Here is a 6692-nt window from a genome sequence, read left to right as displayed (position 1 = left end):
GAAGGGACGGGGGGCGTTCGCCTCGGGGTGCTCGTGCGCCGTCTCGCGGCGCCGGGCCTGGGCGCGGTAGCGGTCGATGGCCAGGTCCCGCGCCACGCAGCGCAGGAACGCGAGCGGATTGGCGATCTCGCCGGGCACCGGGCGCTCGAGCAACCGCACGCACAGGTCGTTCACGATCTCGCGCGGAAAGCACTCGTCCCCGAAGCGGTGCCGCAGCGACCCCACCAGGTCTTCGTAGTGCTTCACCAGGGCGGCCAGCAGGGGCTCGGGCGGCGGAGGAAGCGAGGCGGGGTGCGGCATGGAACGCCGATTATAAAAAGAGAATGGGAATGATTCTTATTGTTGTATTTTTGCCGTACTGCGGCGCTCCGGTGCCCCGCCGGGCGGCAGGGGCGCGTGGCCGGCCGGCTGCGGCCCTGCGGCGCAAAAGGCACAATCGCTCGTCCCACCGGGCCGCTCGCGCCCGGTCCCGTTGGAGCATGGAATGAGCAGCATCGACCTCGCAAGAATCAACGCCGAACTCGGCAAGGACGCCCAGGGCCTCGTGGACTGGGCCGTGGGCCTGGGCCGGCCCACCATCGTCACCACCAATTTCCGGCCGTTCGAGGCCGTCATCCTGCACATGGTCACGCGGGCCCGGCCCGACGTGCCGGTGGTGTGGATGGACAACGGCTACAACACCGAGGCCACTTACCAGTTCGCCGACGAGGTGACCCGGCAGCTCGGCCTGAACCTGTCGATCTACCTGCCACGCCGATCGCGCGCCCACCGCGAGGCCGTCGAAGGCCCGGTGCCCGCGCTCGACGATCCGCGGCATGCCGCCTTCACCGAAGAGGTCAAGCTCGAGCCCTTCGCCCGCGCGCTGCGCGAGACCGCGCCGCAAGTGTGGTTCACCGCGCTGCGCGCCACCGACACGGCCGTGCGCGCGCAGATGGACCCGGTGAGCATCAACCCCGACGGCCTGCTCAAGGTCGCACCGCTGCTGCACTGGTCGTCCAAGGACCTGTACGAATACCTCGTGGCCCACCAACTGCCCAACAACTTCGACTACGTGGACCCGACGAAGGGCGAGGACAACCGCGAATGCGGGCTGCATCTGGCGCACTGAGCGCATGGGCCCATAGCCGAAAGGGGCGTGCACTGCACGCCCCTTTTTTTTGTCCTTATCAACCGTAGGCCTGGGCTGACGCGTGCTGCCCCCGGATGACTACGCCTGCCCCGAGGGGGCACTTTTACAGTTCGTCCATCGCATCCAGCCAGGGTTCCAAACCGTCTCGGAGTGGAGGGCTGAAGCGAATAACCAAGAGGACTTGTGCCATGAATGAAGACACCGTCAAGGGAAACTGGAAGCAATTCACCGGCAAGATCAAGGAGCAATGGGGCAAGCTGACGGACGACGATCTTGACGTGGCAGCCGGCAAGCGCGACCAGTTCCTGGGCAAGCTGCAAGAGCGCCAGGGTCTGGCCAAGGATGCCGCCGAGAAGGAACTGAAGTCCTGGCAGGACCGCCACCCCGAATTCCGTTTCGACAAGTAAATCCCGGGCCTTTCCCACTTTTAAAAACCAGCGGTGTTCGCCGTGCTGCCACAAGGCAAATCGACAACCGCACCCCCCTACAGACATTGAGGAGAAAAATATGAAACACGCACGCAATCTTCTGGCCATCGTGGCCGCCGGCCTTCTCGCCACCAGCGGCATGGCCATGACCAAGGAAGAGCACAGCGCCGCCAAGGACCGCATCTCTGCCGACTACAAGACCAACAAGCAGAAGTGCGACAGCATGACGGCCAACGCCAAGGACGTCTGCATGAAGGAAGCCAAGGGCGCCGAGAAGGTCGCCAAGGCCGAACTGGAAGCCCAGTACAAGCCCAGCGACAAGGCCACCTACAAGGTGAACGAAGCCCGCGCTGACGCCGCCTACGACGTCGCCAAGGAAAAGTGCGATGACCAGCAAGGCAATGCCAAGGACGTCTGCGTGAAGGATGCCAAGGCCGCCCACGTGAAGGCCAAGGAAGACGCCAAGGTGGCTCGCGCCCAGGCCAAGCCTTCGGACAACATGGCCAAGAAGGACGCCAAGGTCGCCGAAGTGAAGAAGGACGCCGCTGAAGAAAAGCGCGAAGCCGAATACAAGGCCGCCAAGGAGCGTTGCGATGCCATGAACGGTGACGTCAAGGACAAGTGCGTTGCCGATCTGAAGCGCGTCTACAACCAGTAAAACAGGTTATGGCCACCCCCGCGTTCGGATGAACGGCTGGGGTGCCAAAAGCAAAAAAGGCTTCGCAGTGCGAAGCCTTTTTGCGTTGCGGCCGCCTCAGTGGGGGGCTGTTCGCTCAGCGCCACCGCATGAAACGCGCCCGTCCGGCGGCCTTGGCCTGGTAGAGCCCCTGGTCCGCGTCGCGCACCAATTGCTTTTCTGTCATTTCCGCCGTGGGCTGCAGGGCCGCCACGCCGATGCTCAAGGTGACGTGCGGGCCCAGGGGCGAAGCGCCATGGGGGAGGGCGGCATGGTCGAACGCCTGCAGCACCCGTTGGGCCACGACCTGCGCCTCGTCGCCCGTGGTGCCCGGCAGGAGCACCACGAACTCCTCGCCACCGTAGCGCATCGGCTTTTCATGGGCCCGGAACAACGCCCCCTGCAGCACGGTGCCGACCTGGCGCAGGCATTCGTCGCCGGCCTGGTGCCCGTGCATGTCGTTGTAGTGCTTGAAGTGGTCGATATCGATCATCAGCAGGGCCACGGATGCCTCCTGCCGGCGCGCCCGGCCCCACTCGGCGCTCAATGCCTCGTCGAACAGGCGGCGGTTGCCCAGTCCCGTGAGGGCATCCGTATAGGACAGCTCCGCCAGCGTGGCGTTCAGGCGCTGCAGTTGCAGCTCCGAGTGCTTTCGCTCCGTGATGTCCTGGAAGGCCCCGCTCAGCTGGACGATCCGGCCGTCCTGGTAGGTCGGCTCGCCCTGCGCGCGCACCCAGAGGTGTCGTCCCTTGTGCGAGATCAATTCCAGCTCCAGGTCCCACGGCGTGCCGTCTTCCATGCACCGCTGCACGGCCGCGCTGATGAGGGGGCGCGACGCTTCGGTGTAGTAGTTCAGCGCCTGCGACAGGTCCGGCGTGGTTTGCGGCTCCAGGTCGTGGATGCGGTAGACCTCGTCCGTCCAGGCCGCCTCGCCCGTGGCCGGATTCAGCGTCCAGCCTCCCACGCGTGCCATGGCCCCCGACTGCCGCAGCAGCAGGGCCGCGCGCGCCAGCGCCTCTTCGTCCAGCTTGCGCTGGGTGATGTCCATGAACGTGCCGATGACCTTGGAGGGCGCGCCCGTGGCGCTGCGCCGGATGACCTTGCCGCGGGAGAACAGCCAGATCCAGGGCCCCTGCGGGCCCTGCACCCTGAACTCGTTCTCGTAGGTTTCCGTCATTCCGCCGAGATGCCGGCGGAACGCGGCTACGTTCGGCTCCTGGTCGAGAGGGTGCAGCACGGCGGTCCATTCGGGCACGGTCTTGGTCACCTCGTTGGGGCCGAAGCCCAGCATGGCCGATCCGCGGGCGTCCACCTGCAGCGTCATGGCCTCGATGTTCAGTTCCCACAGGCCCAGCTGGGCCCCTTCGAGGGCCCGCTCCAGCCGCGCGGCGCTGATCGCTAGCCTGTTGGCGTAATCCTTGTGGACGGTGATGTCCGTCACCGTGAGGTGGAACCCGACTGCGGGCGCCGGTGGGCGGTCCGGCTCCAACGGCTGAACGTCGGGGATGTAGCTGGCGGACATGACCCGGGTTTCGCCGGCGGCGTTGGCGACCTCGGCCTCGAACTGCACCGGTTCGCCTTTCAGCACGCGGCGGGTGTAGGGCCAGGCCTTGGCGAAATGCGCCGAATCCAGGATTTCATCCATGGGGCGGCCCACGATCTGCGCGGGGTCCTTGCCGAACCATGCGGCATAGGCCTTGTTGGCGAACTGGTAGCGCAAATCCGCGCCCACGTGCGCGATGAGTGCGGGCACGCTGTCGGCCATCAGCTGCAACTGGGCCTCGCTTCGAAGCAGTTGCTGCTCGGCCGCGACGCGCTCGCTGATGTCGTGCATGAAGGCTGTCACGATGCGGGACGATTCCAGCTGCACCTGGCTGAGGGTGATCTCCATCGGAAACTCGTGCTGGTCGCGGTGCCATCCCGGAAGAAGCTGCCTGCGGGCCCGGGCGCCCTCGTTGGCCATGAGCGCCGCCAGGCTGCGCGTTCGCATCGCCGGGGCGAGGATGGTCTCGGCCATCGGGCGCCCCAGCACTCGGCCCGGCGCCAGCCGAACATCGCCTGGGCTGCGCGGTTCCACTCCAGGATCTGGCCGTCCTCATCGGCCACGATGAAGGCGTCCTCCGTGTCTTCCAGGATGCTGCGCATGCGGCGCTCGCTGTCGCGCAGGCGCTCTTCCATGGACCGCTGCTCCGTGACGTCCTGGATCTGGGCCACGAAATGCAGGGGCTGGTCGAATTCGTCCCGCACCAGCGAGACCGCCAGATGGGCCCACACCGTCTCGCCGTCCTTGCGCAGGTAGCGCTTGCCCAACTGGTAGTTCTGCGTTTCCCTGCGGACCAGGCGGTCGATGTGGTCGCGGTGGGACATGAGATCGTCCGGGTGGGTGAGACGCCGGAAATCCATGCGCAGCAATTCGTCCCGCGAGTAGCCCAGCATGCCGCACAGCGCGTCGTTGACCTCGATCCAGTGGCCCGTGGTGGCGACCAGGGCCATTCCGTGGGTGGCGGCGCTGAAGGCGCCCGAAAAGCGCTGGGCCGCGATCGTGGCGGCACGGGTGGCGGCGCGCAGTGCCGTCACGTCGTGCATCAGGCACACCGCGCCCATCTTGGTGCCGTCCGCGTAGAACAAAGGCGAAGCGTTGCACAGCACCGACCGCGGCGGCTGGCCCTTGGCCTTGATGACCAGCTCGAACCCGCGCACGGTCTCGCCCCGCCAGGCGGCCAGCAGCGGGATGTCCCCGGTCGCCAGCAGCCGTGTGCCAGAGGCCTCGAACAGGTCGAAATGCTCGGCCCACTCGCTCGGCGGCAGGGACCGGGGGTCGGTGCCGTGCCAGGCCCGGGCCACGTGGTTGAACTCGCCCAGCAGTCCATCGGAGCCGCAGGAGACGACCGCATCGGGCATGGCCTCCAGCAGGCGGCCCAGCGTGCCCGCCTGGATCTGGGCCTCCCGGCGGCCCTGGCGGGCCTCCAGTTGGCTGACCACCTGCCTGGACAGGCGTTGCAACGCCTCCCGCTGCGTTCCGGACAGGCGCCGCGGCACCCGGTCGATCACGCACAGCGTGCCGTAGACATGCCCTGTGCTGCCGACCAGCGGAGCCCCTGCATAGAAGCGGATGCCCGGCTCGCCGAGCACCATCGGGTTGCTGGAAAAAACGCGGGTCCTCCAGCGCGTCGGGGACCTCCAGGATCTGCGTGGATGCCAGCGCATGGCTGCAGAACGCGATCTCGCGCGATGTCTGCGGTGTGCCCAGGCCGCAGCTGGCCTTGAACCACTGGCGCGTTTCGTCGATCAGCGAGATGAGCGCGATGGGCGCATCGCAGCACTGGCTGGCCAGCCACGCCAGATCGTCGAAAACCGGCTCCGGCGCTGAATCCAGCACCCCCAGCATCTGGAGCGCGGCGAGGCGCTCGTTTTCGTTCAACGGCCTCGCGGCGGCGGCATTACCCGGGGTGGACGGCTGAGTCATCGAATAATTATCAGAGGTCCGGCCCTTTCCGGCAGAGGTGGCCCCTGGCGGCGGCATGGCGCCGATCGCCGGCACCCTGACCTGCATCAAAACCCACCCCCGCCGCGCCTCTTAAGCTGGCCTCCCACTGGACTGCAAGGACTGGAAATGGCTGCACTGCAATGGTCCGAGGGCCTCGCCCTCGACCTTCCCCTCATGGACGAAACCCACCAGGAGTTCGTGGAACTGCTGGCCGCCGTGGAGGCCGCGCCGGACGCGCAACTGCTGGGCGCCTGGCACGCGCTGGTGGCGCACACCGCCGACCACTTCGCCCGCGAGGATGCCTGGATGGCCGCCACCCGCTTCGCCTCGGGCAACTGCCACAGCCTGCAGCACAAGGTCGTGCTGCAGGTGCTGCGCGAGGGCACGGCGCAGGCCGAAGCGGGCGAGCCGGCCGTGCTGCGCCGCATGGCGTCGGAGCTGGCCCTGTGGTTTCCGCAACACACGCAGACCATGGACGCGGCGCTCGCCCTGCACCTGCGCCGCGTGGGCTTCGATCCCGCGACCGGCACCGTGCATGCGCCGGGCGCGCTTCCGGCGCAGGCCATTCACGGCTGCGGCGGCGCCTGCTCTGGCGACGGTGGGGCCCCGCAGGCAGAAAAGGCTGCGGCACCCCGCCCGGCGCGCGAAGCGGTCGCGGTCTGAGGCCTGGCAGCCCCTGCTGCGGGCTACTGGCGCCCGCGGGGCAGCAGCAGGGCGGCCATCTGCCAGGAGAGCGTGCGCATGGCCCGGCGCCAGGCCGGGGACGCGGCATCCGCAGCCCGTGGCCAGTAGGCGGCCTTCAGGATGCCCTGCTTGGCCTGGCGCAAGGCTTCGCGGTCCCGCGCCGCCAGGGCGCACAGCAGGCGGTCGTGGTAGCGCTGCAGCCGCTGCGCCTGCGCCATCGACAGGCCCTGCTCGCCGTGCTCCGGCTGCGCTGGCGCGGCCAGGTGCGTGTCCCAGGGCTGGCCCGGT

The 6692-nt window shown here is 67.8% G+C and carries 8 protein-coding genes and 1 pseudogene; 5 read left to right on the top strand and 4 right to left on the bottom strand.

Annotated features, from left to right (window positions below):
- Positions 1-300: pseudogene (locus tag AC27IQ_RS17095) on the bottom strand (RNA polymerase sigma factor); the annotation flags it as partial.
- Between the two features lie 184 nt (positions 301-484).
- On the opposite strand from AC27IQ_RS17095, the gene AC27IQ_RS17090 reads away from it, so the two are divergent.
- From AC27IQ_RS17090 to AC27IQ_RS17080, 3 genes are all read left to right on the top strand, one after another.
- On the top strand, positions 485-1108 hold the full coding sequence (locus AC27IQ_RS17090; protein ID WP_272565862.1) for a phosphoadenosine phosphosulfate reductase domain-containing protein: 624 nt from the start codon (positions 485-487) through the stop codon (positions 1106-1108).
- A gap of 209 nt (positions 1109-1317) precedes the next feature.
- Entirely contained in the window at positions 1318-1536 is a 219-nt protein-coding gene (locus AC27IQ_RS17085; protein ID WP_272565861.1) for a CsbD family protein, read from the top strand.
- Between the two features lie 100 nt (positions 1537-1636).
- Positions 1637-2215 carry a hypothetical protein gene (locus tag AC27IQ_RS17080; RefSeq protein WP_487090174.1) on the top strand — a complete coding sequence of 193 codons (579 nt, stop codon included), beginning with the start codon at positions 1637-1639 and terminating at the stop codon, positions 2213-2215.
- A 115-nt stretch (positions 2216-2330) separates the two neighbouring features.
- On the opposite strand, the gene AC27IQ_RS17075 is transcribed toward AC27IQ_RS17080, so the two are convergent.
- Both AC27IQ_RS17075 and AC27IQ_RS17070 read right to left on the bottom strand, forming a co-directional pair.
- The gene (locus AC27IQ_RS17075) at positions 2331-4124 is read right to left on the bottom strand and encodes a sensor domain-containing diguanylate cyclase (RefSeq protein WP_487090173.1); all 1794 of its coding nucleotides are present in this window, start codon (positions 4122-4124) and stop codon (positions 2331-2333) included.
- Entirely contained in the window at positions 4076-5368 is a 1293-nt protein-coding gene (locus AC27IQ_RS17070; protein WP_487090172.1) for a PAS domain S-box protein, read from the bottom strand. The genes AC27IQ_RS17075 and AC27IQ_RS17070 overlap by 49 nt, the downstream gene beginning before the upstream one ends.
- A gap of 56 nt (positions 5369-5424) precedes the next feature.
- On the opposite strand from AC27IQ_RS17070, the gene AC27IQ_RS17065 reads away from it, so the two are divergent.
- Positions 5425-5694, top strand: a complete 270-nt coding sequence (locus tag AC27IQ_RS17065) for a hypothetical protein (protein WP_487090171.1) — start codon at positions 5425-5427, stop codon at positions 5692-5694.
- A gap of 152 nt (positions 5695-5846) precedes the next feature.
- Positions 5847-6383: a hemerythrin domain-containing protein gene (locus tag AC27IQ_RS17060; protein WP_284430275.1), complete on the top strand. Its 537-nt coding sequence runs from the start codon at positions 5847-5849 to the stop codon at positions 6381-6383.
- A 23-nt stretch (positions 6384-6406) separates the two neighbouring features.
- Here the strand turns inward: AC27IQ_RS17060 and AC27IQ_RS17055 are convergent.
- On the bottom strand, positions 6407-6692 hold a 286-nt coding region (locus AC27IQ_RS17055), incomplete at its 5' end, for a hypothetical protein (RefSeq protein WP_487090170.1).

This window comes from Acidovorax sp. KPB24-07 (assembly GCF_057543315.1).
This window is presented reverse-complemented; position numbering and strand designations above follow the sequence as displayed.